The organism is Streptomyces brevispora (assembly GCF_007829885.1).
Classification (GTDB): Bacteria; Actinomycetota; Actinomycetes; order Streptomycetales; family Streptomycetaceae; genus Streptomyces; species Streptomyces brevispora.
Genome location: NZ_VIWW01000001.1, coordinates 2,426,908 through 2,452,410, shown reverse-complemented (window position 1 = coordinate 2,452,410; position 25,503 = coordinate 2,426,908). Strand labels below are relative to the sequence as shown.

Below are 25,503 nucleotides of genomic sequence, written 5' to 3'. Positions count from 1 at the left end.
ATGAGCGCCATCCAGCAGCAGTCTCCCGGCATCCGCCGCAAGCGCAGGCCCGCCCCGCCACAGGCGCGCAGGGCCGTGACCAGCGGGACCTTCGGGTCCGCGCTGGAGTGGTTCGACTTCGCCGTCTACGGCGCCATGGCCGCCACCGTCTTCCCGGCCCTGTTCTTCAACGGGATGGGTGAGGCGGCCGGCCTGCTGGCCTCGTTCGCCACGTTCGGCGTCGGGTTCTTCGCCCGCCCTCTGGGCGGCATCGTCTTCGGCCACCTGGGGGACAAGGTCGGGCGCCGCAAGATCCTGCTGATCACCTTCGTCTCGATGGGGGCCGCTTCCCTGGCGATCGGCCTCTTGCCGCCGGTCTCGCAGATCGGGGCGGCCGCGCCGATCCTTCTGGTGGCGATGCGCTTCGTCCAGGGGTTCGCCCTCGGCGGGGAGGCCACCGGGGCCCAGCTGATGACCATGGAGCACGCGCCAAGGGACCGGCGCGCCTTCTACGGGGCGCTGATGGCGATGGGCTCGCCGATCAGCCAGGTCGCCGCGAATCTGGCCCTGACGCTTCTGTCGGCCACGCTGAGCGAGCAGGCGTTCATGGCCTGGGGCTGGCGCGTCCCGTTCCTGGCGAGCATCCTGCTGGTCGCCGTGGGCGTCTACATCCGTCTCAAGGTGGAGGAGACCCCGGTCTTCCGGGAGGACGTGGCAGAAGCCGCAGCCGCGACCAGCACGCCTGCCGAGGTGCTGCGCGGCCACGGCGCCACGATCGTGCGCCTGATCCTGGCGTTCTCCCCGATCGTCATCACGTTCTACGTGGTCAGTGTGTACGGCCTGAGCTACCTGACGAACATCGGCTTCTCCCGCAGCCAGACGTTCACCATCGTGACGATCGCGAACCTGTGCTCGGTCGTGGCGATCTGGTGCGGCGGTCGCGCGGCGGACCGCTTCGGGCGGCGTCGGGTCCTGATGGCGGGCTCGACCGGCACCCTCGTGGCCGCCGTCGTGTTCTTCCCCGTGGTCGACACCGGCAGCTTCCCGGCTGCCTTGCTGATGGTCTCCTTCGCCCTGGTGTGCGCGCAGTTCGGCAACGCCGGGCAGGGCGCCCTGTTCGCCGAGGCCTTCCCGACCCGCATGCGCTACACCGGCTCGGCCCTGGCCCTGACGGGCACCAACCTCCTGTTCGCGGCCCCGGCGCCGTTCCTGGCCTCGTGGCTGCTGGAGGTCTCGGGCGGTTCCACGCTCGGCATCACGGCCTTCTGGGCCACGACGATCGTCGTCGCGCTGCTCGTGATGGCCCGCATGGGCGACTACCGCACGCTCGAGGGCGAGCGCCACCACTTCGACGGCGGCCGCGCGGCGGATCGCGCCGACGTCCCGGCCGAGTAGGCCACCCCCACCAGCAACGCCCTGTCCGCGGCCCCGCGGCAGGAGGACGACACCGTCGGAGGTGCCTGACATGACCACCACCCCTTCCCTGCCCGCGCAGACCGCGGAAGCCTCAAGGAGCTCGAACCCCGAGCGTTCGGCGATCGTGACCGGCGGGGCCGGCGGCATCGGCTCCGTGATCTCGGCCCGGCTGGCGCAGTCCGGCTACCGCGTGGTCGTCGCGGACGTCGACGGCGCCCGTGCCGAGGCCACCGCGAAGGGCCTGCCCGGCGAGGGCCACCTCGGCTTCGGCGGCGACCTGACGTCGTCGGCCGTGAACGCGGACCTCGCGGCGGCGGCCACGAGCCTGGCCCCGATCGGGGCCGTCGTGAACGCCGTCGGCATCTCCCCGAAGCGGGAGGGTCGCAAGATCGAGCTGGCCGAGATCGACGACGACCTGTTCCACCAGGTGATGGCGGTCAACGTGGCCGCGCCGTTCTTCCTGGTGCGGGAGGCCGCCCCGCTGATGCCCGACGACGGCAGCGCGAGCATCGTGAACCTGCTGTCGATCGCGGGGCGCACGGGGACCGGCGGCCCGGCGGGCGCCCTCTACCCGCCGTTCCTGCCGTCGGCGATGGTCTACGGGGCCTCGAAGGCCGCGCTGGCGAACCTGACGATCAGTCTGGCGCACGAGCTGGCCGGGCGACGCATCCGGGTCAACGGGGTCGCCCCGGGTTTCGTGCGGACGCCGATGATGGGCCAGGTCCCGCCGACCGGCCCGATCGTGGACCAGGTCCCGGCCCACCGGTACGCGCGCCCGGAGGAGGTCGCGGCGGCCGTGGAGTTCCTGTTGTCCCCGCAGGCGTCCTACATCACCGGCACCAGCATCGACGTCGACGGTGGCTGGGCACCGCGCGCCTGATCCCGCTACGGGCCGCCCCAGCGGCCACGTCACGACCCCGTGCACCGACCTCGTGCACCGACCTCGACGAGGAGAGCGACGCACCATGAAGCACCGCAGTGAGCACGACCTGGTGGTCCTGGGCTCCGGCATCGCCGGGCAGACCACCGCGACCACGGCCACCGAGGCAGGGCTGGACGTCCTACTGGTCGAGAAGCAGCCCGCTCTGGGCGGCTCCTCGGCGATGAGCGGCGGCTGGTTCGCCTTCTCCGGCACCCCGGAGCAGACCGAGGAGGGCATCGAGGACTCCGAGGACCTGTTCCGGCACGACCTGCTGGAGGGCGGCGGGCACCTGAACGACCCGGACCTGGTGGACACCTACCTGGCCCACCAGCACGCCGCCCACCGGTTCCTGAAGGACCACGGGGTGCGGTTCCGGGAGGTGGCGATCAGCTCCGGGATGTCCGCCGCACGCGGGCACAACAGCGAGATCAAGGAGGTCCTGGCGACCCTGCACGCGGCGTTCGCCGCAGCGGGCGGCACCACGCTGACGGGCACGGCCGCACAGCGTCTGCTGACCGACGACGGACGGGTCGTGGGCGTTCTGGCGGAGGGCCCGGACGGGCCGGTGGAGCTGTACGGCCGCCGGGGCGTCGTGCTGGCCACGGGCGGGTTCAGCCGCGGCACCGAGATGCTGAAGGTCTTCGCGCCGGAGCAGCTGGCCGCCATCCCGTACGGCGGGCGCGGCAACACCGGCGACGGCCTGCGCATGGCCTGGCGCCTGGGCGCCGGGATGGCGGACATGTCGTTCGTGGCGGCGACCTACGGCTCCCATCCCGAGACGGGCGAGGAGTTCCACGAGCTGCTGACCGCCTACTACATGGGCGCGATCGTCGTGAACACGGCCGGAAGGCGGTTTGTGGACGAGTCGATCGACTACAAAGCGCTCGGCCGGGCCGTCCTGGACCAGCCTGGCGGACTCGGCGTGCAGGTCTTCGACTCACGGGTGCGCGCGCAGTCCCACCGCGGCATCCCCCTGAAGGACATGGACACCCTGCAGGGACTGGGGCACCTGCACGAGGCCGACACCCTCGAGGAGCTCGCCGGCCTGGCCGGCGTCGCCCCCGAGGGACTGGTCGCCACGATTGAGCGCTACAACGCCGCCGTCGCCGGGAAAGCCGCGGACGAGCAGGGACGCACCGGCCTGTGCAACGGCGTGGGCGAGCTGACGCCGATCGACGCCCCGCCGTACTACGCCTACCCCGCCAAGGCGCTGATGACGACGACCTACTGCGGGGTGACCGTCACCCCGGACGCTCAGGTCACCACCGTCGACGGCGAGCCGATCGGCGGCCTGTACGCCGTCGGGGAGGTCGTGGGCGGCTTTCACGGGGCCACGTACATCACCGGCACGTCCCTGGGCAAGGGCGCGGTGTTCGGGCACATGCTCGGCGCCGCCCTCGCCGGGACCGATCCGCAGCGCGAGAACAGCGGCGAGCAGCGCCAGGACAGCAGCGAGCAGGAGGAGGTCGCGGCATGAGCACCGTGCACACGGAGAGCTTCGACGTCGTCGTGGTGGGGTCCGGTGTCGCCGGTTCCTCGGCCGCGGTTGCGGCCACGCGGGAGGGCGCCCGGGTGGCGCTCCTGGAGAAGCGGGACACGTTCGGTGGGTCCACGGCCCTGTCGGCGGGCATGTTCTGGACGGCCCCCGACCTGGACGCCTACCGGCGCCGCGTCCCCCTCGGGGACGAGGCCCTGGGCCGCGCCGTCGTGGAGGACTACGCCGAGTGCCTGCGGGAGCTGCGCGCCACCGGCGAGCGGGTGTCCGACACTCCGAAGACGGACATCATGACGTTCGGCATCGGGTACTCCACGGACATCCTCGCGATCCTGGCCTGGTGCCGGGCCCAGGTGGAGGCGGGCGGTGGCGTGTGCCGCACCGACACGGCGGCGCTGCAGGTCCTGCAGGACGACGACGGCGCGGTCACGGGCCTGCTGGCCCGCGCCGCACAGGGCCGGGTGCGGTACGAGGCCCCGGCGGTGGTGCTGGCGGGCGGCGGCTTCCAGGGCGCGCGCGACGAGCTGACCCGTGCGATGGGGCCGAACGCCGACCGGCTGCTGCTGCGCTCCAACCCGGGCAGCGTCGGCGACGGCCTGCGCCTGGCCCGGCAGGCCGGGGCCGGCGGCAGCACCGCGATGAGCACGTTCTACGGACATCTCATCGGGGCCCCGGTGAACAGCTTCGAGCCCAAGGACTTCCTGCCGAACTCGCAGTACTACTCCGACCACGCCGTCCTGGTGAACCTGGAGGGCCGCCGGTTCGTCGACGAGACCCTGGGCGACGAGATCCTCAACCAGGTGCTCCTGCAGCAGCCGCAGGCCGGCGGCGTGCTGGTCTTCGACGACCACGTGCGCTCCACCGTCGGCACCGACGAGCCCTTCCCCGGGTTGGGTGTCGTGGACCGCTACCAGGTCGCTGTCGACAACGGAGCCCTGCACGCCCAGGCCGACACCCTGGAGGACCTGGTCGCGCGGACAGCCGCCTGGGGGATCGACCCGGCCGTCCTGGGGCAGACCCTCCAGGACTACGTCTCGGCCGCCTCCGCCGGCGGCGGGTTCGCGGGCGGGCACCCGGTGTCCGCCCGCGCCCGTGCCCCGCGGACCGGCCCGTTCTACGCGCTGAAGGTGCAGCCCAGCATCACCTTCACCTTCGGCGGCGTGCGCGTCGACGACCAGGCCCGGGTCCTGGACCCCGACGGCCGCCCCGTGCCCGGCCTGCACGCCGCCGGGGCGGACATCGGGGGGCTGTCCAACCACGGGTACGCGGGCGGCCTCGCCCCTGCCTACATCACCGGACGGCGAGCCGGACGCAGCGCCGCCCGGGCTGCGAGCGCCGAGCCCCGCCCGCGGGCCGACGTGCCCGCCGGCGTCTGAGCCACGGAACCTGACGAGGAGAAGAATCATGGTCTACACCGCAGACGTCCTGATCGTGGGAGCCGGCGGTTCCGGCATGTCGGCCGCGATCTCGGCGGCGAGCAGCGGGGCGTCGGTCGTCGTGCTGGAGAAGTGTTCGGAGGTGGGTGGCTCCACCGCGCTGTCCGTGGGGTCGTTCACCGCGGCGAACACGAGTTACCAGTTCCGAGCGGGGGTGAACGACAGCATCGACCTGTTCGTCGAGGACATGAAGACGGCGAACGGTCCGTACGAGGCGCGGGAGAACCAGTCGTTGCGGCGGATCCTGGCGGAGAACGCCGGGCCGACGGTGGAGTGGTTGTCGTCGCTGGGGGTGCAGTTCCTGGGCCCGACGCCGGAGCCGCCGTACGAGAAGCCGCGCATGCACAACGTGCTGCCGAACTCGCGGGCCTACCGTGACGCGCTGCTGCGGGAGTGCCGCCGGCTGGGCGTGAGGATCCACACGTCGATGCCGGTGGACGAGCTGCTGCGCAACGCCGACGGAGAGATCATCGGTGCGGCGGCGAACGGCACGCGGTACTTCGGGCGCCGGGGCGTCGTCCTGACGACCGGCGACTACTCCGCCTCCACGGAGCTGAAGGCGAAGCACGTCGGCGAGGACGCGGCGAAGATCCCGCCGGTGAACCCGGCGAACACCGGCGACGGTTTCTACCTGGGCGAGGAGGCCGGCGGGTACACCCTGCAGATGGACCGCCTCTACGAGGGCCTGCGGTTCGCGCCGTCGAAGCGGCCGGACCTGATCAAGATGCTGCCGGCGGTCCCCGCGCTGAACCGGGTGATGCGATTCGTCGTGGAGCGGCTGCCGAAGAACCTGCTGGCGTACGTGATCCGAGGTGCGCTGACCAGCTGGATCGGCCCGAACGTCACCATGTACCGGGCGGGGGCGATCCTCGTGGACGGTGCGGGGCGCCGTCTGGCGAACGAGGACACCGACTCGGCGATGGCCCGGGCGGTGGCCGCCACGGGCAGCAACACGGGGTTCATGGTGTTCGACGAGCAGATCGCGCGGAAGTTCTCGGCGTGGCCGAACCCGGTCTCCACGTTCCCCGGCGTCGCGTACGCGTACGTGCAGGACTACAAGCGCTTCAGGCCGGACGTGTACCACCGCGCCGACACCCTGGAGGAACTGGCGGGCAAGATCGGTGTCGACCCGAACACCCTGCGCGCCACGGTGGACCGGTGGAACCAGAACGTGCAGGACGGCAGGGACGAGGACCACGGCCGCCAGCACCTGGGGAACGGCGTCGCGCAGGGTCCGTTCTACGCGCTGGGCCCCATGAACGCCTACGTCACGCTCGCCGACGGCGGCCTCGGCGTTGACGACCAGCTGCGCGTGGTACGTGAGGACGGTACGCCCGTGCCCGGCCTGTGGGCCGCCGGGTCCACCGGTCAGGGCGGCCTGCAACTCCTCAACCACGGCCTGCACATCGGCTGGGCGATGGTCTCCGGCCGCATAGTCGGCCGGAACGTCGCGGCCTTTCCGCACCGCACGGACATGCGCGTCGCCTCCACGGGGCCCGCGACGGCGGACGCCTGACCGTCCCGCAGGTACGGGCCCCCGCGCGACCTCGCACCAGGGTTTTCCCAGTTCGGATGCCATCCCAAACGCGGTACTGTAGAAGGCGATTGAGGCTTGGAGGTCGGGGACGCGTAGGGCGAGCTGCACTCGTGACATGACGTTCCTCCTGACTCATGCGGACGCGCCCGGCCGAAGGTGGCCGGGCGCGGTGGTTCAGGACCCGCAGCAACCGCCGGACGAGGCGTCCTCAGTGGCCGCCAGCGGCAGGGAGAGGCCGGTGCCGATCTGTACGAGGGCGGGTGCGGCCGGAGCGCAGCAGCCGCCCTCGTCGTCCTGTCCGGCGGCGGGGTCGTCGAAGAGGCCGGCGCCGCCGCAGACCCCGGTCTCGGGGAGGGTGAGTTCGACGCGGTCGGCGGCTTCGATGTCGCCCGCGAGGGCGGCGGCGACGGAGCGGACCTGCTCGTAGCCGGTCATGGCGAGGAAGGTGGGGGCGCGTCCGTAGGACTTCATGCCGACCAGGTAGACGCCCTGCTCGGGGTGGGACAGTTCGCGGTGGCCGTGGGGGTAGACGGTGCCGCAGGAGTGCTGGTTCGGGTCGATGAGCGGGGCGAGCTCCACCGGTGCCTGCAGGCGCTCGTCCAGGGCGAGGCGGAGCTCCGACAGGAAGGACAGGTCGGGGCGCAGGCCCGTCAGGACGATGACCTCGTCCACCGGGTCGAGGCGCCGGCCGTCCTCGCCGACGAGGACCAGCCGGCCGTCGGCGGCGGGTTCGACGGCCTCGGTGCGGAAGCCGGTGACGGCGTCGGCGTACCCGTCGTCGACGGCCGCCTTCGCGGCCAGGCCCAGGGCGCCACGTGCGGGGAGCTGGTCGGCGCTTCCACCACCGAAGGTGGAGCCGCTGATACCGCGGCGCAGGATCCACACGGAGTGCGTGCCGGGCTCATCCTTCGCTACGCCGGCGAGCGTGGCGAGAGCGGTGAAGGCGGAGGCCCCGGATCCGATGACGGCGGTGCGCTTTCCGGCGTACCGGGCAAGGACGGCCGGGTCCTTGAGGTCGGGGATGCGGTAGGAGATGCGGGCGGAGGCGGCGTGCTCGCCCAGGGCGGGCAGTCCGTCGGCGCTGATCGGGGCGGGGGTGGACCAGGTGCCGGACGCGTCGATCACGGCGCGGCTCAGGATCCGTTCCTCGGTGCCGTCGGCGCGCGTGATGCGGAGGGTGAAGGGCTGCTGCTCGCGGTCGGCGTCGACGATCCGGTCGCGGCCGAGGCGGGAGACGCCGGTGACGGTGGCGTCGTAGCGGACCTTGTCGCCGAGGACGTCGGCGAGGGGCTGGAGGTAGTGCTCGGCCCAGTCCCCGCCGGTGGGATATGTGTCTGCCTCGGGCCGAGCCCATCCGGTGGGTGCCAGGAGCTTCTCGGCGGCCGGGTCGGTCAGCTCGCTCCAGGTCGAGAACAGCCGCACGTGCGACCAGCCGCGCACCGCGGTGGCGGCGGTGGGGCCGGTCTCCAGGACCAGCGGCTCGATGCCGCGTTCGACCAGGTGGGCGGCGGCTGCCAGCCCGGCGGGGCCGGCGCCGATGACGACAACCGGAAGGTCTGCAGTGGTGGTCATGGCGGTGATGTCCTCCGGGATGGGCGACCGTTCCCGGCCGCTGTTTCGATTGCTGTCTATATCGAAAGGTTGCCAGCGGTATCGATGAGTGTCAACATAGACGTATGTCGAATTCACGGATGGTGGAGTTGCCGGTGCTGGACGCCGGAACGGTCGTGCCGTGCTGCCCGCCGATCACCGCCGGGGAGCTGTCGCAGAACGACGCGGAGAAGATGGCCGCGATGTTCAAGGCGCTATCCGACCCGGTGCGGCTGCGGCTGTTCTCCAAGGTCGCCTCGCATGTAGGTGGCGAGGCGTGCGTGTGCGACATCTCCGACGTCGGGGTCTCCCAGCCGACCGTGTCGCATCACTTGAAGAAGCTGCGCGAGGCGGGCCTGCTGACCTCGGAACGGCGCGGGACCTGGGTGTACTACAAGGTCGCCCCGCCCGTCGTGGCAGCCATGTCCGCCATGCTCGACCTGCGCACCTGACCTCCGGTTCGCGCCTGCGGGTCAGTCGGCGCAGCCGGGCGGACAGCAGCGTGCCAGGTATGCCTGGAGCGCGGAGACGCGCTCGGTCATCGTGGCACCGTCGGCCCGGTAGTAGACCTGTTTCCCTTCCTTGCGTGAGATCACCAGGCCGCCGCGGCGCAGCAGGCTCAGGTGCTCCGAGGCGGTCGACGGCTTCAGTGTGCAGCGGTCGGCGATCTCGCCGACCGTCAGCTCGATCCCGCCGGTGAACTGCTGCAGCACCTTCTGACGGGTTTCGCTGGCGAGGGCCTTGAGAAAGTCGGCCGTCGCCGGATCCACCGCGGACGTCTCGATGTCGTTCTCTGTCACAGCTTCCTGCTCAACATTTCGTCACTTCCCGAAATAACGACTCACGTGAAGGGTTACGTTCTCATGGAACATGCCGATCTCATCGTCATCGGCGCCGGGCAGTCCGGCCTGGCCACAGCGGCCCTCGCGCCGCGACACGGCTTCACCCGCATTCTGATCCTGGAAGCCGCGGAGGAGCCGGGCGGCTCCTGGCCGCGCTACTACGACAGCCTCACGCTGTTCTCCCCGGGCCGGTACTCCTCCCTTCCCGGTATGCGCTTCCCCGGCGACCCGGACGGATACCCGCGCCGGGACGAAGTCATGAACTACCTGCGCGCCTACGCCAACCGCCTGCCCGCCGACATCCGCACCTCGACCTCCGTCACCTCCGTTACGCACCAGGATGGCGCCTGGTCCGTACTCGCCAGCGACGGGCGGAAGTTCACCGCCGGGGCGGTCATCGCCGCGACCGGCGACTACGGCACCCCCTTCACTCCGGACCTTCCTGGACGCCAGGACTTCGGAGGGCAAGTACTGCACGCCGCCGACTACCGCAGCCCCGACGCGTTCGCCGGGCAGCGCGTCGTCGTGGTCGGTGGAGGCAACTCCGCGATTCAGATCGCCGCGGACCTCGGCGCGGTCGCTGACACCACCCTGGCCAGCCGGCGCCCGATCGGCTGGATGCCCCAGCGCCCGCTCGGCCGGGACCTGCACTGGTGGCTGGGGCACACCCGCCTCGACATCGCCCCGATCCGACGGCGGCTGGCGAAGGTGCCCGTCTCCGTCATCGATGACGGCCGCTACCTGGCCGCACTGGACCGGCACGGTGTTGAACGCCGCGCCATGTTCACCCGGTTCACCAACGAGGGCGTGGTGTGGGCTGACGGAACGAAGCAATCCGTCGACACAGTCCTGCTCGCCACCGGCTACCGGCTCACCTTCCCCTACCTCCGCGACAGTGGCGCCCTCGGCTCCGACGGCGCACCACTGCACAGGGGCGGCGTTGCCACGACCGTGCCGGGCTTCGGTTTTGTAGGCATGGAGTTCCAGCGCAGCTTCTCCTCCAAGACCCTGCGCGGCGTCGGCCGGGACGCGGGGGACGTGCTGTCACGGCTGCGGAAGCACTGAGTGGCTCTGTTCATGAGAACGGGCTCTGGCTCAACTCTGTGACGCCAGCGGTCACACCGACTCCGAACGAGGCCGGGCCCGGATTCGCACAGGTCAGACGAAGGCGCGACCTTGATGAGGATCTGTGAACACGGCTCTGACCGGACTTCCGTGATGTCCCGGTTCGCTCAGCCTCGGCCACAGCAGATCCCCGGTTTGGATCACCGGTGCGCCTATACGGGTCGCTTCCGGGAGTCCCCCGAGCGAAAGATGCTCGGTGGGGGTAGGTCGCTTCGCGCAAGGTGAACTTGGGATCTGTGAGGAGATCAGCTGTGTACGCAGTAATTCGGCGTTACGAAGGAGTGACTGACTGTGCCGAGGCGGGACGCCGAGTGGATGAGGGATTCGTGCCTCTCCTCCGCCGAGCCCCCGGATTCGTGGCCTACTACTGGGTGGACGCCGGGGACGGAGTGATGGTCTCTACCAGCGTCTTTGAAGACCAGGCCGGGGCCGAAGAGTCGATCGAGCGGGCGGCGGACTTCGTAAGGGACAACCTGGCGTCGCTGCTCCCCAACCGTCCTCAGGTCACGGCCGGCATGGTTGTGGCTGCTGGGTAGCGACCTACGAAGGGTGCCGCTGAATCCCAGCCACCTCCACTCCGACGACCTGGCCCTTCACGAAACTCCGGCCAGAGCCGTGAAAACGGCCAATGCTGCTCCTCGTTCCCCACTCGGTTGCTGCCGTAACGACGACCGGGGGCGGCCCGACTGCAGCTCGCTAGCCGGTCACCTGTTTCGAGGGCAGCCGGGTGCTCTGACGCAATCGGAAATGAGGCGACGACGGGGTCGTGCGGGAGTAAGCGGGATTGACCTACCCCTGGCCCGCGCGGGGGCGGGCGCTGGGGGCTGGGAGCAGGCGTGGGACCGTGCGGACGTACACGACCATGCCGATCACCTCGACGAGGGTCTGGGTGACCACGACAACTGCGGCGACGGCCAGGGTGTCAGGCAGCGCCAGGGCGAGGGGGAGGACAACGAGGGAATTGCGGGTCGCGCCGGTGAACACGATGGCCCGCCCGTCGGCGCTCCATGGCTTCGACCAGGCCGGATGGCAGCGACAACGTACGTGCTCCTTGCTCAGGGACATGGCGAGGTGGGGGGAAGAGCTCCTGGCCGCAGAGGCACGGAACCGAGGTGTGGGCGGTCGAGGGTCACGCCGGGGTGTGGGCGGGGACCAGGGCGAGGAAGGCGTAGTGCGGGTCGCAGCGGTCCTCACGGTCGGGCAGCTCGTCCAGATGCTCCACTGCCTGGTGGAGGGAGGCGGTGAACGCGGCCAGCTCGACTGCCCGTCGCTCGGCCTCCGCGATCCGGGCCACGACCCGCTCGCGCAGGTCGGCCTTCACCTCCTGGCAGGCCCTCGCCTGCCACACCCCGAGCAGTTCGGCGATCTCCTCCAGCGGCAGGCCCAAGTGCTTGGCCGCCCCCCGATGAACGCGAGGCGGTCGACCGCGTCCTGCCCGTACAGGCGGTAGCCGGCCGGGGTCCGCTCGGCGGGCAGCAGACCGGCCGTCTCGTAGAAACGCAGGGTGGTCGCCGGGACACCGCTGCGTTCGGCGAGCTGGGAGATCCGCATCGTGCTCATCGGGCGACCGTAAACCTTCACCTCGACTCGAAGGTCAAGCCCGGCGGCCCCCGCCCGTGATCTTCAACGGGTCCCCCGACGCCTTGCAGCCACACCCGTCCCCGCCCATGGTCTTCGTCGAGGAGGAGCAGGAACAGGAGCCACGACGCCGGCCGAGCCACCAGGTCCCGGCCGCGAGTACCGAAAGGACGAGGGCGACAGGAGGCAGCCAGCCCACCACCGCCCCGGCGCCTGCGCCGACGACCCCGGCCGTGATCAGGACCGGAAGCGCGCAGCACGCCACGCAGGCCAGAGCGGCCAGGCCGCTCAGGGCCTTCGGCGCCCGGTGAGCGCGCGGATCAGCAACAGGGTCCGGCATGACGCTTCTCCTCGGCAAGGTCGGTGAAGGGGATGGGGCAGCAGGGGCTTCCGGCGCAGACGGCCAGGTCGTCGCACCCGGCTTCGACTGCCGCGGCCAGGGCGGTGCGGATGGTGGTGAGATCGGTGATCTTCGCGTCGACTTCGGCGAGCTTGGCCGTGGCGTGGTCCTGGAGCCCCGCGACGGGGCGGCCGTGCCGATGGCGGCCCGCCTCCAGCAGCTCGGCAACCTCCTCCAGCGTGAACCCGAGTCGCTGCGCGGCCTTGATCACCCGCAGCGCGGTCACCGCTTCCTCGCCGTACAGGCGGTGACCGCCGTTACTGCGGTCCGGCTCGGCCAGCAGACCGCGCCGCTCGTAATAGCGCAGGGTCTGGACGTTCACCCCGGCCGCCTCTGCGACCTGCCCGCTGCGCAGCCCCGCGCTCACCGCCGGCCTCCGGCGGCGGTCCGTACGGCCAGGGCCTCCAGGACCACGGCGTGCTGCTGGTCCACCGCAATGTCCAGGCCGATCAGGTTCTCGCCCGGGGTGACGGTGAAGGCGAAGAACGAGCAGCAGCCGCCCTCCCGCTCCGCCAGATCCCGCACCTGCTCCTCGATGCCGGGTCCGCCGGCCAGGTCCAGGTGCAGCCGCAGCGGTCCCGGCCGCGACATCGAGGTCAGGTGCTCGGTGAACAGCTCATCCCACTCTGCGACCCGCAGGGGGCGTTCCTCGGTGGGCAGCGTGCAGGACTGCGGCACCCACGCCAGATCACTCATCGCGCTCACTCCCGTCGTCACGTCCCCAAAAAAGGGGGACACCTCCGACGGTAAACCTGTACCTAGGTACCGATTGCAAGTGTCCTGCGTGACCGACCAGGCCATAGACCGGGCCGGCGGCATACGGCCGCACCCGCGTCGCATCCGTCCGTAAGCCGGAGCACTGAGATGGGACGGGGCCTGTTCGACCCGTCGCCGCAACGCGGCACAATCGGCGCCAGCATCGTGCGGCAGGAAGGAATCGCAGTGCCCGCGCAGTTCACCCTCACTCCCATGCTTGCCGAACACGCCCAGCAGGTCCTGGCGATCTACCAGTCCGGGATCGATGAAGGCAACGCCACCTTCGAGACAGCCGCCCCCTCTTGGGAGGCGTTCGACAAATCGAGGCTGCCCAATCACCGCCTGGTCGCACTCACCCCCGATGCTGCCGTGGTCGGCTGGATCGCCGTCTCGGCTGTCTCTGCCCGCGCCGCATACGCCGGCGTGGTCGAGCATTCCGTCTACGTGCACCCGGACGCCCGCGGGCAGGGTATTGCTCGCGCTCTGCTGCACGCATTGATCGCGTCCACGGAGGCGTCCGGGATCTGGACCATCCAGTCGGGGATCTTTCCCGAGAACGCGGCCAGTCTCGCCTTGCACCAGCAGGCTGGGTTCCGCGTCATCGGGACTCGGGAACGCGTCGGCCGACTCCATGGCATATGGCGGGATGTGCAACTGATCGAACGCCGCAGCCATCACGTCAATTGAGCCGCCCCAGTCGCGCCGCAATCGAGTCCGTTACCGGAGGCGCCGGCTCGGATGCCTTCAGCGGCTGAGGAGTTCGGCGATCTCTGCGGTGGTGTCGCGGGCCGGGCGGCCGACGCCGATGAGGGTGGCGGAGGCGGGGCCGGTCCAGTCGCCGTAGCCGAGCAGGTGCAGGCGCGGTTCCCCGGCCGCCCGCGTGCCGTGCGTGGGGATGTGGCCGCGTGGTCCCCGAAGCCCCAGCGGGGCGAGGTGGGACAGGGCGGGGCGGAAGCCGGTGCACCAGATAACGGCGTCGGCTGTGGCCCGTGTGCCGTCCGCCCACTCGATGCCGTCGGCGGTGAGCCGGGTGAACATCGGGGACGCCTTGAGCAGTCCGGCATCCCGCGCCTCGCGAACGGGCGGGACAGCGACGATGTCGCCCAGTGAGGCGACGCCGCCGGTATCGGTGCGTCCTTCGTCCAGGGCGCGGCGCCGGGCGGTCGCGGCGTCGAACAGGGCCCGGCCGTCGATGTCGTCAGCGAGGAAGCGTGGCGGGCGCTGGGTGACCCAGGTCGGATCGACCCCGTCGTGGGTGGCGAGATCCGCGGCGATCTGCGCTCCGGAGTTCCCGCCGCCGACCACGACGACTCGCTGCCCGGAGAAGTCGGACGGTCTCCGGTAGCCGGTGGTGTGCAGCTGCCGGCCGGCGAAATCGTTCCGGCCGGGGGTGGCGGGCAGGAAGGGGCGCCACCAGGTGCCGGTCGCCGAGACCACGGCCCGGGCGGACCAGATGTCCTTGTCCGTCTCCACCCACAGCCGATCGCCGTCCCGGCGTACCTGCTGGACCCGGACCGGGCGGTGCACGGGCAGTTCGTAGCGCTGCTCGTAGTCGCTCAGGTACTCCACGACGTGCCCGGCGTCCGGGTACTCGTGGCCCGGCTGGGCCGGCATGATCCGGCCGGGCAGCGAGGAGAAGGCTGCCGGCGAGAACATGTGCAGGGAGTCCCAGGTGTGCTGCCAGGCCCCGCCGGGTGTGCCCTGCGCGTCCAGGATCACGAAGTCCAGCTTCTTGCGGCGCAGGTGGTATCCGGCGGCGAGCCCAGCTTGCCCGCCGCCGATCACCACCACGTCCGTCTGCCTGGTCACGGCGTCAGGACGCATCGCCTCAGGCGTCCTTTTGCGGGGTGGCGAGCGCTGAGGGGGCGAACTTCTTGCGCCAGGCCAGCGCGACGTACACCAGGCCGATCAGCACCGGAACTTCGATGAGCGGGCCGACGACGCCGGACAGGGCCTGGCCGGAGGTGACGCCGAAGGTGGCGATGGCGACGGCGATGGCCAGCTCGAAGTTGTTGCCCGCCGCGGTGAACGCCAGCGTCGCCGTGCGGTCGTAGGCCAGCCCCAGGCCCTTGCCGAGGAGGAACGTGCCGAAGAACATGATCGCGAAGTACACGAGGAGCGGCAGTGCGATGCGTACGACGTCCAGCGGCTGCGAGGTGATCGTCTTTCCCTGCAGGGCGAACAGGATGACGATCGTAAACAGCAGCCCGTACAGCGCCCAGGGGCCGATCTTCGGCAGGAACTTCTGCTCGTACTTCTCGCGGCCCATCTTCTGTTCGCCGATGCGGCGGGTGAGGAAGCCGGCCAGCAGCGGGATGCCGAGGAAGATGATGACGTTCAGCGCGATGTGCCACACCGACACGTCCAGGCCCTGGCCGTCGCCGAGGTTCATCCAGCGCGGCAGCAGGTCGAGGTAGAACCAGCCCAGCAGGCCGAACGCGAGTACCTGGAACACTGAGTTGAGTGCGACGAGGACGGCGGCGGCTTCGCGGTCGCCGCAGGCGAGGTCGTTCCAGATGATGACCATGGCGATGCAGCGGGCCAGGCCGACGATGATCAGGCCGGTGCGGTATTCGGGCAGGTCCGGCAGGAAGATCCACGCCAGCGCGAACATGACGGCGGGCCCGACGATCCAGTTGATGACCAGCGAGGAGACCATCAGTTTGCGGTCGCCGGTGACGCGGTCGAGCTTGTCGTAGCGGACCTTGGCCAGGACCGGGTACATCATCACGAGCAGGCCGAGCGCGATCGGCAGGGAGATCCCGCCGATCTCGATCTCCGCGAGCGCGTCGTTCATCCCCGGGATCAGGCGGCCCAGGCCGAGGCCGATGGCCATGGCGAGCAGGATCCACACTGCGAGGTAGCGGTCGAGGGTGGAGAGCTTCTTGACGATCGAATCGTCCCCACCGCCGACCGGAGCGGGTGAAGTGGTGGGCTCGGTGGACGTCACGGGCAGGCCCTCTTGTTCTCGGAAGCGGTACGCGCGGAGTCGGCCAGTGCCGCGAACTGCTCGGAGAGCCCGGCCAGGACCTCGGGCTTGAGCTTGTAGTAGGTGAAGCGACCGCAGGGCTCGGTCTCCACCACTCCGGCCTCGCGCAGGACCTTCATGTGGTTGGAGAGGTTGGTCTGCTTCGCGCCGGTCTCCTCGACCAGGTGCGTCGTACAGAGCGTCTCGCGCGCCAGCAGGGTCACGATCTGGAGGCGGAGCGGATCGCCCAGCACCCGGATCAGATCAGGATCGACTGAAGTCAGCATGCACTGATACTCTCACATCATCACCCGCTGATACCAGCGGGGGCTGAAGTCATTGGCGGGTGAGTTCCGCCGTGCGACGAGAGAGAACGATCATCATGGCCGACTCTTCCGGCAAGCCGTCCGTCCTGTTCGTCTGTGTCCACAATGCGGGCCGCTCCCAGATGGCGGCCGCCTGGCTGACCCATCTGGCCGGGGACCGGGTCGAGGTCCGTTCCGCCGGCTCGAATCCGGGCGCCGCCGTCAACCCCGCCGCCGTCGAGGCGATGGCCGAGGTCGGCATCGACATCTCCGCCGAGACCCCGAAGATCCTCACGATCGACGCGGTCCGCGAGTCCGACGTGTGCATCACGATGGGCTGCGGCGATACGTGCCCCGTCTTCCCCGGCAAGCGCTACCTCGACTGGAAGCTGGACGACCCGGCCGGTCAGGGCGTGGAAGCCGTCCGCCCCATCCGCGACGAGATCAAGACCCTGATTGAGGGCCTGATCAAGGAGATCGCCCCGGAGGTCACGGCGTGAGCGAGATACGTGACGTCGTCGTCATCGGGTCCGGCCCCGCCGGCTACACCGCCGCCCTCTACACTGCCCGCGCCCAGCTGCGGCCCGTCCTCTTCGGCAGCAGCGTCTTCGTCGGCGGCTCCCTGACCACCACCACCGAGGTCGAGAACTTCCCCGGCTTCCCCGACGGTGTCGACGGCCCCGACCTCATGGACAAGATGCGGGCCCAGGCCGAGAAGTTCGGCGCCGAGATGATCGACGACGACATCACCGACGTCGACCTCACCGGCCCCGTGAAACTCCTCACCGACTCCGCCGGCACCGTCCACCGAGCCAGGACGGTGATCGTCGCGACCGGCTCCGGCTACCGCAAGCTCGGCATACCCGGAGAAGAAGAACTTTCCGGCCGCGGTGTGTCCTGGTGCGCCACCTGCGATGGATTCTTCTTCCGGGACCGCGACATCGTCGTGGTTGGCGGCGGTGACACCGCCATGGAGGAGGCCACCTTCCTGACCCGCTTCGCGAAGTCTGTGACCGTCGTCCACCGCCGCTCCGCCCTGCGCGCCTCGAAGGTCATGCAGAACCGGGCTTTCGCCGACGACAAGATCTCCTTCGCCTTCGACACCGAGGTCGCCGAACTCAGACAGGACGGTCCCATGCTCGGCGGCATTCTCCTCCGGGACGTCTTCACCGGCGCCACACGCGATGTCGCGGCCACCGGGCTGTTCATCGCGATCGGGCACGACCCGCGTACCGACCTCTTCCGCGGTCAGCTCGATCTGGACGAGGAGGGATACCTCAAGGTCGCCGCACCCACCACCCGGACGAACATCCCCGGTGTCTTCGGCGCAGGCGACGTCGTGGACCACACGTACAGGCAGGCCATCACCGCAGCCGGCAGTGGCGCTTCGGCGGCTCTGGACGCCGAGCGCTACCTGTCCGCACTCACGGCCGGCGACCTGGCAGGCGCACCTGACGCGGCGAGACTGGACCTCAGCGAGGTGTCGCCCAGCGTGCTGTGAAGCGCGTACCTGGGGGCGTCGGCCGCGGGCATCGTCCTTCGCGTGGCTGATGCGACCGCGAAGGACAGCCTGCGGTCTCAGTCGAAGGCGAGCCCACGAAAGGCGTTGCGGATGTCCGTCAGGGGCTGGCGGTCGCGGGTGTAGTAGAGCTTGTTGGTCAGGAGCACTGCCCAACGTTGCTGACGGGGCGAGATCCACATGCCCGTGCCGGTGAAGCCGTAGTGGACCCAGATATCGTCGGTTGGGGTAGTTCCGGGCGCGGGGTGCCAGAACAGGCCGCGTACCGGCTGCAGGTCGCCGGTCTGGATGGTCAGGGATTCCGCGGTCCAGGCGGAGCCGAACCCTGCCCGGCTGGGCGCGTTGATGGGGTCGAGCATGTAGCGCAGGAAGGCGCAGAGGTCGTCCATGACGGTGAAGGCGCCGGCAATCCCGCACACTCCGCCCAGGAGCCGTGCGGAGAAGTCGTGGGCGATGCCCTTGAGGTGGGCGTCGGTCTCCGGGTCGAGTTCGGTCGGGGCGCATCGTGAGGCGGTCTCGGCGGGCAGCGGCCCGAAGCGGGTCGTATGCATGCCCAGCGGCTGCCACGTCCGCTGAGTCGCGAGCTCGTCGAGGCGTTGGCCGGCGAGATGCTCGGCGAGGTATCCGAGGATGAGAGCGGCTCGATCGGTGTACTCGACGGCCTCGCCGGGGGGACGGTGCAGGGCTTCGTGGAGGACTCCGTCACGAACGTCTTGTGGGTCCGTGCCGTAGAGGTTCTTGAGCTGGGCTCGCAGCGGAACGCCGGCCGTATGGGTCAGCAGTTGGCGGGCGGTTGCGCCCCCGAGCGGGTGCCCGTCGACTTCGGACCAGAAGGTGCCGAGTGGGATGTCGAGAGCGAGTTTGCCTTCCTCCCAGAGGGCGCCGATCGATGCCCACACCGCGAGGATCTTCGTCAGGCTGGCGGCATCGAAAATGGTGTCAGACCGCATCGGCGTACCGGGGTCGTCGGGGTCGAGCACTCCGGTGGAGCCGGAGGCTTGGATGCCGGCAGCGTCACCGACGGCCCATACGGCGCCTGGGTAGACCTTGTCGCGGACGCCTTCACTCAGGAGCTGTTCGATGCTGTCGGTGCGGTACGTCATGGTCTCCCTGTTCGCCGTGTGCATCCCGCCGGGTCAGCGTAGTGACGTGGGCGGGTCCGGTGGGCGATCGGCGTGGCGGCATTGTCTGCTGTGCGACGTTCATGTGAGCTGGCGGCCCAGGTCCGTCAGGGCTTGAGCGGTCGTCGAGAGCGGGTAGCGGGCGGCGTTCGCGTAGCCCGCCTGTCGGAGAGCGGGCAGCAGTCCCGGTGCGGTCCGCAGCCGGTTCAGGTAGCGGGCGAGTGCGGTGGACTGCGTGAAGTCGGTGGCCACTGCGGACCCTGCGAGGACCTCGGTGAGGCCGGGCACGGGTTGGTACAGGACAGGCAGGCCGCAGGCTTGGGCTTCCAGCGCGACCAGGCCCATGGCCTCCAGGGTGGTGGACGGCAGGACCAGCACGTCGTGTTCGGTGAAGGCTTTCCACAGCTGTGGACGGCGGAGCCAGCCGAGATACCGGGCCCGCACGCCGGCCCGCTGGAGCAGCGGGGTCAAGGCGCGGAACTGGGCTCTGGGGGCAGCGACGCTCAGCTCGACACCCGGAATGGGCGCCAGGCCGGTGATGAGGCGCGCGACCCCCTTCTCGGATGTCAGCCGTCCTGCGTACAGGACTCGCAGATGGCTGGTTGACGTGCGGGCGGGCCGGGCCGGTGGATCAGTGAGCAGATGGTCGGGGATGCCCCACGGGATGTGGACGACCTTGCGGCGGTCTGTTTGTAGGGCAAGTTTGAGCAGGTGATCGGCCATGGCACCGGTGGAGACCACGATTGCGTCGGCGGCCCTCGCTGTCTCGCGCAGCACCTGGAGCTGGTCGCGGTGGGCTTCGGCAAACAGCAGGTCGGTGCCGTGGACCATCGCGATCCTCGGGTGTGCCGGAAGTGCCCGGAGAAGCGCGGGGGTGGCGCCGAACGCGAGATGGTGCAGGTGCAGAACGCCGATCTGCGCTGGATCGATCGCGGTCACCAGGGCCCGGCGCAGCGCTGCGACGTAGCGACTGAAGCCAGCACCTTCCAGGCACTTCCCGGACACGGCGAGCAGGTTGAGGCCCGATGGGAGACGGGGCCTGGGGCGAGCAATGCTCAAGACCTGTGGATCGGACTCGGGAGGGGTGCCTCGCGGAACGCGGAGGGCGTACCTTCCCGAGTGATCGATTTCTGGTCATCGAGTAGGCCCGCGTTGCAGCGCGGGTCGGGAAGGCACGCCCGTGCTGAGCGTAGTCAACGAGGACGGCACCACCCAGAGCGGCTCCCTGATGGACGACATCGTCCGTGTGGGCGCCCGTCGGATGCTCGCCGCGGCCCTGGAAGCCGAAGTCAATCAGTACATAGCCGAGTTGGCGGGCGAGCGGGACGAGGTCGGCCGCCGTCTGGTGGTCCGTAACGGCCACCACCGCGAGCGGACGGTGACCACCGCCGCCGGGCCGATCGCGGTGAAGGCGCCGCGGGTGAACGACAAGCGGGTCGATGGCGAGACGGGCGAGCGCAAGCGGTTCTCGTCGAAGATCCTCGCCCCCTGGTGCCGGAAGTCCCCGAAGATCAGCGAGGTCCTGCCCCTGCTCTACCTGCACGGTCTGTCCTCCGGCGACTTCGTGCCCGCGATGGAGCAGTTCCTCGGCTCGGCCGCTGGGCTCTCGCCGGCCACGGTGACCCGGCTGACCAAGCAGTGGCGCGACGATCACGCCGCCTTCCAGGACCGGGACCTGTCCGGATCCGACTACGTGTACGTGTGGGCCGACGGCGTCCACCCCAAGGTCCGCCTCGGCCAGGCCCGCTCCTGCGTCCTGGTCCTCATGGGCGTGCGCACCGACGGCAGCAAGGAGCTGATCGCGCTCGCCGAGGGCCTGCGCGAGTCGACCGAGTCCTGGGCCGACCTCCTGCGGGACTGCCGCCGGCGCGGCATGCGCGATCCCGAGCTCGTCGTCGGCGACGGAGCCATGGGCCTGTGGCGGGCTCTGACCGAGGTGTTTCCGCAGGCCAAGCATCAAAGGTGCTGGGTTCACAAAACCCGGAACGTGGTCAACGCCCTGCCGAAGTCGGCACAGCCCGGCGCGAAGAAGGCACTGCAGGAGATCTACAACGCCGAGGACCGCGCTCACGCCGAGAAGGCGGTGAAGGACTTCGGGCGCGCCTACGGCGCGAAGTGGCCCAAGGCCGTCAAGAAGATTACCGACGACGTCGACGAACTCCTGGCGTTCTACGACTTCCCGGCCCAGCACTGGGTCCATCTGCGCACGACGAATCCGATCGAGTCGACCTTCAGCACGGTGAAGCTGCGGACCAAGGTCACCCGCGGCGCCGGCAGCCCGGCCGCGGCCCTGGCGATGGTGTTCAAGCTCGCCGAGTCCGCTCAGGCCCGCTGGCGCGCGATCACCGCACCCCACCTCGTTGCCCTCGTCCGCAACGGCGCCTGCTTCGAACGCGGCGTCCTGGTCGAGCGTGAGCAGGAGGCCGCGGCATGAGTGAGCGCGAGGAACGCCCCCTGCTGTTCCTGGACGTCGACTTTACCGACCGGCAAGCTCACCGGGACGCGCTCAACCTGGGACGATGCGTCGCGGTCGTGTCAGGGATGGGCCTGCTTCCTTCTCGGATGTCGGGCCGCAGCTAGGCACCCTGAGCCTCGCGGCCACCCGGCGTCACGGCATGCCCGCACCGTGACGCCCCGACTGCACACTGGGGGCGGGCTACGTCATCAACTCGATGTGCGGGTGCTCGGGCTCCGCCGGGCAGACGAACAGGTGCTGCCGGTAGCCGCTGCCTATCTGGACCCCGGTCGCGTTGTAGCCGCGGTGGCCGGGGTACGGTCCCGCGCCTGGGTGGGGGTACGGAGACCAGCTGTTCCCGGCGTCGTCCCCTTCCTCGAACGTGGCGACGGTCATCAGGACCTCCATGCCGGTGCCGCACTTGGAGCAGGGCTGCGGGCTGGGGTCGGTGGAGTTCCAAGCGGGCCAGCCGCCGACCTTCCAGCCAGGTGCGTTGGACAGCACACAGTCGTAGTACGTGTCCGGGTCCATGTCTTCCTCTGCTGCCTGCGGCACACTCCACTGCTTGAGCTGCTCCCGCAGTTCTTCGCTCAGCTCCAGATGGTCGGGGTACTCGGTGATCTGTTCCGGTTCGAGCACGCACGGTTCCGGTAGATAGCCGTCGAACTGCACTGCGGGCGGCTCGGGGGGCGTGTCGAGGATGTCGGTGACGGCGGCTGCGGAACGCCAGAAGAGCAGGGTCCTGGGCATGATCGGATGGTCGAAGGGGCACCACAGAACCTGCAGCAGGTCCTTGCCCTCCGGCGGGCTCAGATCGGGTACATCCCGTACGTACAGCTGCGCGACGGGCAGCATCGCTATGGGGCCGTCGTAGGTCCGGACCGCCAGGCTCACCGGATACGTCCGAGGGGGTCGGATCCGCTCGAGAGTCTCCCGTTCCTCCGGAGTCAGGTCCCGGCCGTGCGAGGCGGCGAAGATCCGTCGCTCCAGCCGCAGATCCGCCGGGGACTGAGCTGGGTTGATGCCATCCACCACATGCGGTTCCTCGCAGTGTGGCCACGGCTCCTCGGCGGGCCACAGCAGCGGCCCGCCGATCGAGCTGTCGTGCCACGTCGGCGCCCCAGGGCGGGGGTGCAGGCGGGTCGCCGTGCGGGCCAGCGGGACCAGTTGGGGAAAGACCGCGGCAACGTCGATCGGCCGTGGCGGAGTGACAGGAGTGACATTCATGGCCGCAATCTTGCCAATCGCCTCTGACAATGGCTCTCGTGGCCGCCCCACGAAGAGTTCCGGTACGGGCGCCACCCGGGAGAGCGCACCGCCGAACCGTTGCCATTCGCAGTCCTCGATCATTGGCTGCGGGCCACTCAAGGCTCCGCACGGTGATCCACAGGAATTGACAATTGCTCCCTGGGGCCTGCGGGCGCCAGCATGAAGGCCCGCGCGGGGATGAGGGGCTCGTCGCCGGTATAGAGGTCGAGGAAGAGTTCGACGCTGCCGCCGGGGCTACCCACAGGAAGGTCGAGGCAGGTAGCAGCCAGCGGGCCCGCGGTCGAGCGAACGACGGACTTCACAAAGCTCCTTGACGGATCTCTTCGTACAGGCGGGAGATGTCGATGCCGTTCGTCGCCGCGTACTTGGCTCGTTGTTGCTGGTAACTGGACGGGCTGCCGACGGTGGTGAGGAAGACGAGCTTGCCGAAGGTCATTCCCGGGTAGACGGGGGCGGGCCTGGCGACGCGGATCTCCAAGGTCCAGCGGATCGCGTGGCCCTGGTGGCCAAGCGGGGCGGAGACGTGGACCCAGATGCCGAGGGCGCCGATGGTGCGGTTCCCGTTGAGTAGTTGTGCGTACGTTTCCGAGCCGGTCGTCTCCAGAGTGATGCCGAGGTAGAGCACTCCGGGTTTCAGGACCAAACCGGTCGTGGGGATGGGGTGTTCGGTGAAGGTGGTGCGGGAGGCGGCGTCGAGGTCGCCGTCACAGATGCGGATCGTGTCGCCCAGCCGCCAGTCGTAGGAGTTGGGTGAGATCCGCTCGGGCTCATAGGGGGAGATGGTGATCTCTCCCGTGCTGACGGCAGCGGCGATGGCTGAGCCCGTGACGATCACGAGGCGACCGCCTGGATGGGCGGGGTGTCCTGCCAGTAGCGGGAGGGCTGGGGGCCGGCGGCTCCCTGGTACTTGCCGCGGTACAGGTCGACGTCGCCGGTGGAGACGAAGAACATGATCTGCCCGATCTTCATGCCCGCGTACACCCGCAGCGGGCGGATGGGCGAGAGCATCAAGGTCCACTGACCGTGGAAGCCGATGTCGCCGATCGGCGCGGTGATCTCGACGAACAGGCCGAGGCGTCCGACCGAGGAGCGGCCGAAGAGCAGGGGGACGAAGATGTCCGAGCCGACCTCCTCCACGGTGTGGCCGAGGTACAGCTCGCCGGGCTGCAGGACGTATCCGTCCTCGCCGATCAGGATCGAGCGCGTGGGATTGGTCTGGTGGGCGTCGATCACCTTGGCGGCATACGTCAGCAAGGTCGGACCGAGGCGGACGTTGTAGCTGTTGGGGTTCGTCTGGTCCGGGGTGAAGGGGGTGATCCGTAAGCGTCCGTTGGCCACGGCAGCCTTGATCTCAGGTCCGGTGAGGATCATTACTGGCCTCCTTCTTGAGGGACTGCGGAGCTGGCGAGCGAGGTGGTCAGGACATGGCGCACGGCTTGACGAAGCCGTACGCCTGCTTGATGAGTACGCCCGCCGAGGTGGCTGTCGGCGAGGTAGTCGGTGGTCAGCACGGTTCGGATCGCCGGGGGAAGAGACGCAGGGGCGACGATCAGGGGGCCGACGAGTTCGGTGAGGTGGTCGAGCAGCTTGCCGTGGTCCTGGACGTGCTGCTCGGGGAGGAACGCGTGCACGAGCTGGTTACCGAAGGGCTCGATGGCCAGCAGGTCGCCGAGGGTCAGCGTGGCGCCGAGTTGCACCGGACGCAGGGCGGTCTCGTTGAGGATGACCGCGTCAGCGCCGAGGCCGGAGTGCAGTCGACCGGCGATCTCTTCGAGCAGTCTGCGGCGATCCAAGGGCGCATCTCGGAGGCGCTCGTCCACAGCGCCGATGGGGCTTCTCAGTCGCAGTCCGATGGCTGAGATCTTCTCCATCAGCGAGGTGAGTTCGCGAGGAACGGAATGAGCGTCGGGGAAGCACTCGATGCGGGCGCCCCAGCCGCTGCCGACAGGCTCGGCTGCGGCGTATCCGGCACCGAGTTCGCGGCCCTTGACCACGAGGGTGTCGCCGACATGCGCGGGGCCGAAGCTGTTGCTGTGGCAGTGCCCGGCGAAGATGACATCGGCGCGCGGGCAGGCTGCGGCCAGCTTCAGGTCCTCCTCGAAGCCGGAGTGGGACAGCACCATCCACGAGTCAGCCCTGTGGTGGTTCTCCTGCATCACTTCGTGCAGAGCCTGGGCCGGGTTGCTGATGCGGTGGCCGGCGCGCTGGTCGGCAGGGATGGCGTTGAACGCCTGTGGCCCCATCACCGCGGTGACAGCGACCCGTCGTCCTCCGATGTCCCGGATGCGCACGCGGTCGAAGAGCGGCGTGCCGCAGTCGTCGGTCGTGTTCGCGCACACCGTCATCCGGTGCAGCCGCGGCTCGAAGTAGTGCGGCCACCCGTGGTTTCCGGGCGCGAGCAGGTCGTACAGAGTGGTGAGGACTTCGCGCTCGATGCCTCCCTCGCCGAGGTGGTAGTAGCCGCTCCCCTCGAAGAAGTCTCCGCAGTCCACGATCAGGCTGTCGGGCCTCGCAGCGTGGAGGTGGGTGAGCATCGGAGCGGCCGAGTCGAAGGCGGAGTGGACGTCGGTGGTCGCGATGATTTGCCGTAGTTGCCGGCTCAAGCCTACGCGGCCGGTGCCCACTTGAAAGGCATCCAGGAGAGTCGGTCATTCCTCGATCACGTCGGGCAGGGGGACGCGAGTCTCCTCCCTGAGGCGGATCTGGCGATCGCCACGGCCGCAGCCCGACTTGTGCCGCATGCACGCGCCCTCCTAGGGCGCCGCCCCGGAGGCACTAGCCGAGGTAGAC

The 25,503-nt window shown here is 69.7% G+C and carries 29 protein-coding genes and 2 pseudogenes; 13 read left to right on the top strand and 18 right to left on the bottom strand.

What is annotated here, in order from left to right; genetic code table 11:
- The 5 genes from FHX80_RS11245 to FHX80_RS11225 all read left to right on the top strand — a co-directional run bounded on the left by FHX80_RS11245 (window position 1) and on the right by FHX80_RS11225 (window position 6,764).
- Window positions 1-1,374 carry an MFS transporter gene (locus FHX80_RS11245; protein WP_167523405.1) on the top strand — a complete coding sequence of 458 codons (1,374 nt, stop codon included), beginning with the start codon at window positions 1-3 and terminating at the stop codon, window positions 1,372-1,374.
- A gap of 70 nt (window positions 1,375-1,444) precedes the next feature.
- Complete coding sequence (locus FHX80_RS11240) at window positions 1,445-2,275, top strand: SDR family NAD(P)-dependent oxidoreductase (protein WP_145764071.1); 831 nt, start codon at window positions 1,445-1,447, stop codon at window positions 2,273-2,275.
- Window positions 2,276-2,360: 85 nt separating this feature from the next.
- The gene (locus FHX80_RS11235; RefSeq protein WP_145764070.1) at window positions 2,361-3,794 is read left to right on the top strand and encodes an FAD-dependent oxidoreductase; all 1,434 of its coding nucleotides are present in this window, start codon (window positions 2,361-2,363) and stop codon (window positions 3,792-3,794) included.
- Window positions 3,791-5,188 carry an FAD-dependent oxidoreductase gene (locus tag FHX80_RS11230; RefSeq protein ID WP_145764069.1) on the top strand — a complete coding sequence of 466 codons (1,398 nt, stop codon included), beginning with the start codon at window positions 3,791-3,793 and terminating at the stop codon, window positions 5,186-5,188. The genes FHX80_RS11235 and FHX80_RS11230 overlap by 4 nt, the downstream gene beginning before the upstream one ends.
- A gap of 28 nt (window positions 5,189-5,216) precedes the next feature.
- Window positions 5,217-6,764 (top strand): FAD-dependent oxidoreductase, encoded by a 1,548-nt coding sequence (locus tag FHX80_RS11225; RefSeq protein WP_145764068.1) that lies wholly within the window; start codon window positions 5,217-5,219, stop codon window positions 6,762-6,764.
- Window positions 6,765-6,959: 195 nt separating this feature from the next.
- Here the strand turns inward: FHX80_RS11225 and FHX80_RS11215 are convergent, their stop codons facing one another.
- Window positions 6,960-8,357 carry an NAD(P)-binding domain-containing protein gene (locus FHX80_RS11215; RefSeq protein WP_145764067.1) on the bottom strand — a complete coding sequence of 466 codons (1,398 nt, stop codon included), beginning with the start codon at window positions 8,355-8,357 and terminating at the stop codon, window positions 6,960-6,962.
- 104 nt (window positions 8,358-8,461) lie between these two features.
- Here FHX80_RS11215 and FHX80_RS11210 point away from each other — a divergent pair, with 104 nt between their 5' ends.
- Window positions 8,462-8,827, top strand: a complete 366-nt coding sequence (locus FHX80_RS11210) for an ArsR/SmtB family transcription factor (RefSeq protein WP_145764066.1) — start codon at window positions 8,462-8,464, stop codon at window positions 8,825-8,827.
- A 21-nt stretch (window positions 8,828-8,848) separates the two neighbouring features.
- Here the strand turns inward: FHX80_RS11210 and FHX80_RS11205 are convergent, their stop codons facing one another.
- The gene (locus tag FHX80_RS11205) at window positions 8,849-9,175 is read right to left on the bottom strand and encodes an ArsR/SmtB family transcription factor (RefSeq protein ID WP_244318222.1); all 327 of its coding nucleotides are present in this window, start codon (window positions 9,173-9,175) and stop codon (window positions 8,849-8,851) included.
- Between the two features lie 63 nt (window positions 9,176-9,238).
- Here FHX80_RS11205 and FHX80_RS11200 point away from each other — a divergent pair, with 63 nt between their 5' ends.
- Both FHX80_RS11200 and FHX80_RS11195 read left to right on the top strand, forming a co-directional pair.
- Entirely contained in the window at window positions 9,239-10,282 is a 1,044-nt protein-coding gene (locus FHX80_RS11200; RefSeq protein ID WP_145764065.1) for a flavin-containing monooxygenase, read from the top strand.
- Between the two features lie 386 nt (window positions 10,283-10,668).
- Window positions 10,669-10,878, top strand: a complete 210-nt coding sequence (locus FHX80_RS11195; protein WP_244318221.1) for a hypothetical protein — start codon at window positions 10,669-10,671, stop codon at window positions 10,876-10,878.
- A 253-nt stretch (window positions 10,879-11,131) separates the two neighbouring features.
- On the opposite strand, the pseudogene FHX80_RS11190 reads toward FHX80_RS11195, so the two are convergent.
- From FHX80_RS11190 to FHX80_RS11170, 6 genes and pseudogenes are all read right to left on the bottom strand, one after another.
- Window positions 11,132-11,338, bottom strand: a pseudogene (locus tag FHX80_RS11190) (arsenic resistance protein); the annotation flags it as partial.
- A gap of 133 nt (window positions 11,339-11,471) precedes the next feature.
- Window positions 11,472-11,729, bottom strand: coding sequence for a MerR family DNA-binding protein (locus FHX80_RS35615; protein WP_244318220.1), 258 nt, complete (start codon window positions 11,727-11,729; stop codon window positions 11,472-11,474).
- Complete coding sequence (locus tag FHX80_RS35610; protein WP_244318556.1) at window positions 11,660-11,893, bottom strand: MerR family DNA-binding transcriptional regulator; 234 nt, start codon at window positions 11,891-11,893, stop codon at window positions 11,660-11,662. Before FHX80_RS35610 ends, FHX80_RS35615 begins: the two co-directional genes overlap by 70 nt.
- Before the next feature lie 43 nt (window positions 11,894-11,936).
- A complete protein-coding gene (locus FHX80_RS11180; RefSeq protein ID WP_145764063.1) occupies window positions 11,937-12,260 on the bottom strand; it encodes a hypothetical protein in 324 nt (107 codons plus the stop codon).
- A complete protein-coding gene (locus FHX80_RS11175) occupies window positions 12,241-12,687 on the bottom strand; it encodes a MerR family transcriptional regulator (RefSeq protein WP_145764062.1) in 447 nt (148 codons plus the stop codon). The genes FHX80_RS11180 and FHX80_RS11175 overlap by 20 nt, the downstream gene beginning before the upstream one ends.
- On the bottom strand, window positions 12,684-13,016 hold the full coding sequence (locus FHX80_RS11170; RefSeq protein ID WP_103492413.1) for a hypothetical protein: 333 nt from the start codon (window positions 13,014-13,016) through the stop codon (window positions 12,684-12,686). The genes FHX80_RS11175 and FHX80_RS11170 overlap by 4 nt, the downstream gene beginning before the upstream one ends.
- A 273-nt stretch (window positions 13,017-13,289) precedes the next feature.
- On the opposite strand from FHX80_RS11170, the gene FHX80_RS11165 reads away from it, so the two are divergent.
- Window positions 13,290-13,763 (top strand): GNAT family N-acetyltransferase, encoded by a 474-nt coding sequence (locus FHX80_RS11165; RefSeq protein WP_244318555.1) that lies wholly within the window; start codon window positions 13,290-13,292, stop codon window positions 13,761-13,763.
- A 57-nt stretch (window positions 13,764-13,820) separates the two neighbouring features.
- On the opposite strand, the gene FHX80_RS11160 is transcribed toward FHX80_RS11165, so the two are convergent.
- Genes FHX80_RS11160 through FHX80_RS11150 form a run of 3 tightly spaced genes read right to left on the bottom strand, consistent with a single transcriptional unit; the run spans window position 13,821 to window position 16,331 of the window.
- Complete coding sequence (locus FHX80_RS11160) at window positions 13,821-14,885, bottom strand: ArsO family NAD(P)H-dependent flavin-containing monooxygenase (protein ID WP_145767215.1); 1,065 nt, start codon at window positions 14,883-14,885, stop codon at window positions 13,821-13,823.
- Window positions 14,886-14,904: 19 nt separating this feature from the next.
- Complete coding sequence (gene arsB, locus FHX80_RS11155; RefSeq protein ID WP_145764060.1) at window positions 14,905-16,026, bottom strand: ACR3 family arsenite efflux transporter; 1,122 nt, start codon at window positions 16,024-16,026, stop codon at window positions 14,905-14,907.
- On the bottom strand, window positions 16,023-16,331 hold the full coding sequence (locus FHX80_RS11150) for an ArsR/SmtB family transcription factor (protein ID WP_145764059.1): 309 nt from the start codon (window positions 16,329-16,331) through the stop codon (window positions 16,023-16,025). The genes arsB and FHX80_RS11150 overlap by 4 nt, the downstream gene beginning before the upstream one ends.
- 95 nt (window positions 16,332-16,426) lie before the next feature.
- Between FHX80_RS11150 and FHX80_RS11145 the strand changes: the two genes are divergently transcribed.
- Together FHX80_RS11145 and trxB are read left to right on the top strand one after the other, a co-directional pair.
- Entirely contained in the window at window positions 16,427-16,849 is a 423-nt protein-coding gene (locus FHX80_RS11145) for an arsenate reductase ArsC (RefSeq protein ID WP_145764058.1), read from the top strand.
- Window positions 16,846-17,850: a thioredoxin-disulfide reductase gene (gene trxB / locus FHX80_RS11140; protein ID WP_145764057.1), complete on the top strand. Its 1,005-nt coding sequence runs from the start codon at window positions 16,846-16,848 to the stop codon at window positions 17,848-17,850. The genes FHX80_RS11145 and trxB overlap by 4 nt, the downstream gene beginning before the upstream one ends.
- A 77-nt stretch (window positions 17,851-17,927) precedes the next feature.
- Here the strand turns inward: trxB and FHX80_RS11135 are convergent, their stop codons facing one another.
- Entirely contained in the window at window positions 17,928-18,971 is a 1,044-nt protein-coding gene (locus FHX80_RS11135; RefSeq protein WP_145764056.1) for a serine hydrolase domain-containing protein, read from the bottom strand.
- A gap of 99 nt (window positions 18,972-19,070) precedes the next feature.
- Window positions 19,071-20,117 (bottom strand): glycosyltransferase, encoded by a 1,047-nt coding sequence (locus FHX80_RS11130; protein ID WP_145764055.1) that lies wholly within the window; start codon window positions 20,115-20,117, stop codon window positions 19,071-19,073.
- A gap of 52 nt (window positions 20,118-20,169) precedes the next feature.
- Here FHX80_RS11130 and FHX80_RS11125 point away from each other — a divergent pair, with 52 nt between their 5' ends.
- Both FHX80_RS11125 and FHX80_RS34660 read left to right on the top strand, forming a co-directional pair.
- Window positions 20,170-21,423, top strand: coding sequence for an IS256 family transposase (locus FHX80_RS11125; protein WP_145764054.1), 1,254 nt, complete (start codon window positions 20,170-20,172; stop codon window positions 21,421-21,423).
- On the top strand, window positions 21,420-21,569 hold the full coding sequence (locus FHX80_RS34660) for a hypothetical protein (protein WP_167523398.1): 150 nt from the start codon (window positions 21,420-21,422) through the stop codon (window positions 21,567-21,569). Before FHX80_RS11125 ends, FHX80_RS34660 begins: the two co-directional genes overlap by 4 nt.
- Window positions 21,570-21,645: 76 nt before the next feature.
- Here FHX80_RS34660 and FHX80_RS11120 read toward each other — a convergent pair whose 3' ends face one another.
- From FHX80_RS11120 to FHX80_RS11100, 5 genes and pseudogenes are all read right to left on the bottom strand, one after another.
- Window positions 21,646-22,671: a hypothetical protein gene (locus FHX80_RS11120; protein ID WP_145764053.1), complete on the bottom strand. Its 1,026-nt coding sequence runs from the start codon at window positions 22,669-22,671 to the stop codon at window positions 21,646-21,648.
- Between the two features lie 155 nt (window positions 22,672-22,826).
- Window positions 22,827-22,982: pseudogene (locus FHX80_RS35605) on the bottom strand (glycosyltransferase); the annotation flags it as partial.
- 29 nt (window positions 22,983-23,011) lie between these two features.
- Window positions 23,012-23,548, bottom strand: coding sequence for a dCTP deaminase (locus FHX80_RS11110; protein ID WP_145764052.1), 537 nt, complete (start codon window positions 23,546-23,548; stop codon window positions 23,012-23,014).
- Entirely contained in the window at window positions 23,545-24,084 is a 540-nt protein-coding gene (gene dcd, locus FHX80_RS11105) for a dCTP deaminase (protein WP_145764051.1), read from the bottom strand. The genes FHX80_RS11110 and dcd overlap by 4 nt, the downstream gene beginning before the upstream one ends.
- Window positions 24,084-25,316: a metallophosphoesterase gene (locus FHX80_RS11100; RefSeq protein WP_145764050.1), complete on the bottom strand. Its 1,233-nt coding sequence runs from the start codon at window positions 25,314-25,316 to the stop codon at window positions 24,084-24,086. Before FHX80_RS11100 ends, dcd begins: the two co-directional genes overlap by 1 nt.
- Window positions 25,317-25,503 lie beyond the last annotated feature (187 nt).

What these genes read in the sequence shown, in the direction of transcription:
- dcd (WP_145764051.1), bottom strand. Translation starts at nt 24,084, where the DNA reads ATGATCCTCACCGGACCTGAGATCAAGGCTGCCGTGGCCAACGGACGC.
- FHX80_RS11145 (WP_145764058.1), top strand. Translation starts at nt 16,427, where the DNA reads ATGGCCGACTCTTCCGGCAAGCCGTCCGTCCTGTTCGTCTGTGTCCAC.
- FHX80_RS11150 (WP_145764059.1), bottom strand. Translation starts at nt 16,331, where the DNA reads ATGCTGACTTCAGTCGATCCTGATCTGATCCGGGTGCTGGGCGATCCG.
- FHX80_RS35610 (WP_244318556.1), bottom strand. Translation starts at nt 11,893, where the DNA reads ATGCGGATCTCCCAGCTCGCCGAACGCAGCGGTGTCCCGGCGACCACC.
- FHX80_RS11180 (WP_145764063.1), bottom strand. Translation starts at nt 12,260, where the DNA reads ATGCCGGACCCTGTTGCTGATCCGCGCGCTCACCGGGCGCCGAAGGCC.
- FHX80_RS11165 (WP_244318555.1), top strand. Translation starts at nt 13,290, where the DNA reads ATGCTTGCCGAACACGCCCAGCAGGTCCTGGCGATCTACCAGTCCGGG.
- FHX80_RS11200 (WP_145764065.1), top strand. Translation starts at nt 9,239, where the DNA reads ATGGAACATGCCGATCTCATCGTCATCGGCGCCGGGCAGTCCGGCCTG.
- FHX80_RS11120 (WP_145764053.1), bottom strand. Translation starts at nt 22,671, where the DNA reads ATGAATGTCACTCCTGTCACTCCGCCACGGCCGATCGACGTTGCCGCG.
- FHX80_RS11230 (WP_145764069.1), top strand. Translation starts at nt 3,791, where the DNA reads ATGAGCACCGTGCACACGGAGAGCTTCGACGTCGTCGTGGTGGGGTCC.
- FHX80_RS11225 (WP_145764068.1), top strand. Translation starts at nt 5,217, where the DNA reads ATGGTCTACACCGCAGACGTCCTGATCGTGGGAGCCGGCGGTTCCGGC.
- FHX80_RS11235 (WP_145764070.1), top strand. Translation starts at nt 2,361, where the DNA reads ATGAAGCACCGCAGTGAGCACGACCTGGTGGTCCTGGGCTCCGGCATC.
- FHX80_RS11135 (WP_145764056.1), bottom strand. Translation starts at nt 18,971, where the DNA reads ATGACGTACCGCACCGACAGCATCGAACAGCTCCTGAGTGAAGGCGTC.
- FHX80_RS11210 (WP_145764066.1), top strand. Translation starts at nt 8,462, where the DNA reads ATGTCGAATTCACGGATGGTGGAGTTGCCGGTGCTGGACGCCGGAACG.
- FHX80_RS11240 (WP_145764071.1), top strand. Translation starts at nt 1,445, where the DNA reads ATGACCACCACCCCTTCCCTGCCCGCGCAGACCGCGGAAGCCTCAAGG.
- FHX80_RS11245 (WP_167523405.1), top strand. Translation starts at nt 1, where the DNA reads ATGAGCGCCATCCAGCAGCAGTCTCCCGGCATCCGCCGCAAGCGCAGG.
- FHX80_RS34660 (WP_167523398.1), top strand. Translation starts at nt 21,420, where the DNA reads ATGAGTGAGCGCGAGGAACGCCCCCTGCTGTTCCTGGACGTCGACTTT.
- FHX80_RS11215 (WP_145764067.1), bottom strand. Translation starts at nt 8,357, where the DNA reads ATGACCACCACTGCAGACCTTCCGGTTGTCGTCATCGGCGCCGGCCCC.
- FHX80_RS11170 (WP_103492413.1), bottom strand. Translation starts at nt 13,016, where the DNA reads ATGAGTGATCTGGCGTGGGTGCCGCAGTCCTGCACGCTGCCCACCGAG.